This window comes from Synechococcus sp. R6-7 (assembly GCF_047461695.1).
Lineage (GTDB): Bacteria > Cyanobacteriota > Cyanobacteriia > Thermostichales > Thermostichaceae > Thermostichus.
On the sequence record NZ_JANSHS010000159.1, the window covers coordinates 1 to 1479 of the forward strand.

The 1479-nt window shown below is 52.9% G+C and carries 3 protein-coding genes; 2 read left to right on the forward strand and 1 reads right to left on the reverse strand.

Features of this window, described 5'->3' with window-relative positions; all coding sequences use genetic code 11:
* On the reverse strand, positions 1 to 446 hold a 446-nt coding region (locus NW815_RS05485), incomplete at its 3' end, for an amidohydrolase family protein (RefSeq protein ID WP_414415790.1).
* Between the two features lie 409 nt (positions 447 to 855).
* On the opposite strand from NW815_RS05485, the gene NW815_RS05490 reads away from it, so the two are divergent.
* Together NW815_RS05490 and NW815_RS05495 are read left to right on the forward strand one after the other, a co-directional pair.
* Positions 856 to 1302, forward strand: coding sequence for a hypothetical protein (locus NW815_RS05490; protein ID WP_414342079.1), 447 nt, complete (start codon positions 856 to 858; stop codon positions 1300 to 1302).
* Positions 1303 to 1328: 26 nt separating this feature from the next.
* The coding region (locus NW815_RS05495) for a dual OB domain-containing protein (RefSeq protein WP_414388411.1) at positions 1329 to 1479 on the forward strand (151 nt) is incomplete at its 3' end.

Sequence of the window (1479 nt, forward strand, 5' to 3'; positions counted from 1 at the left end):
AAAGCCACCAGTTGCAAATCCAAGTAGGGAGCCACTTTTTGCTTGACTTCCAGCAGCGCCCGCACCGCCAACAGCTTGGGATCGCACACATCCACATGGGTGCGGATGGCCAGGATCCCACGCGCCACCGCCCAGTCGCAATAGGTCAAGGCCCGCTCCATCACCGCCTCGGGGGTCAACAGCGGCTTCAACTCCCCCCAGAGGGCGATCCCTTCTAGCAAGGTGCCCGACTGGTTGACGCGCGGGATCCCATAGGTGAGGGTGGCATCCATGTGAAAGTGGGCATCCACGAAGGGGGGCGACACCAAGCGGTTGCTGACATCAATTTCTTGGGGGGCAGTGGCTTGTAAGTTGCTTTCCAGAGCCACAATGCGATCCCCCTGGATACCGATATCGATTCCCTTGCGGCCATCCGGCAAATTGGCCCGGCGCAAAATGAGATCCATATGTTGTGGCTATTTGTTTGAACTTAGGATGGAAAGAAGCAACTACAGTTGACTGAATGATAGGCCAAATCAGATAAAGATGTCTTAAATTACCTCAAAGCCCGAATTTAGGAAACCAGTTAATTGGGTTATTGCTCACTTTATAAAATTATAAAAGAGGGCTGTAGTCCCCAACAGCATCCGGTTGTGCAAGATATCAACCAAGTAGTCAGAGGGATAATCTATCGAGAGCTGATTTGAGAGGACTTGGCCCTTACATCCATTCCAACCGTCAGCGAAACTTCGTTGTCCATTACAAACAAGCTCCTTCTCAAAAAATTGTATTTCAGGATGCATATTTTCAGGGATCTCCCCCTTAGGATAAGCCGAGCAGTAACCCGATCTCGAAGTAACCTCAACAGAAGCGACTATGGCACGTTTAGAACTCTCCCGGCGGGACTTCTGCCTGCGTTCTGGGGCTTTTGTGGCTGGCCTGATGGGGAGCCGCTGGTTGGTTCGCGATGCCGCGGTGGCTCAAGGAACCAAGCTGAAGGTGGCCGGGGTTTATACGGTTCCCATTGAGCAGCAGTGGGTGAGCCGGATCCATAAAGCCTTGATGACCGCCCAGGAGCGGGGGGATATTGACTATACCTGGTCGGAGTCAGTTTCCAACACCGACTACCCACGGGTGCTGCGTCAGTATGCCGAGAGCGGCGTCCAACTGCTGGTGGGTGAGGTCTTTGGGGTGGAGCGGGAAGCGCGGGAAGTAGCCAAAGACTATCCCAAGGTCAGCTTCTTGATGGGATCCAGCCTCAAGCCGGATCCTGCCCTGAGCAATTTTGCCGTGTTTGACAACTACATCCACGAGCCTTCCTAAGCGGTGGCGACCCAGAACTTCTTGATATTCTCTGTGTCTCTTGTGATACACCTCAGCCACTACCTCACCAGAGGGAGAACCACGTTATCAATCCAAAGCACCGCTGGAAAAAAGTTGGCCACCTGCCTTGGGAGGATATCAACAGTTGGCTAGGTCGTGTTGATCTTATGTTAGGAT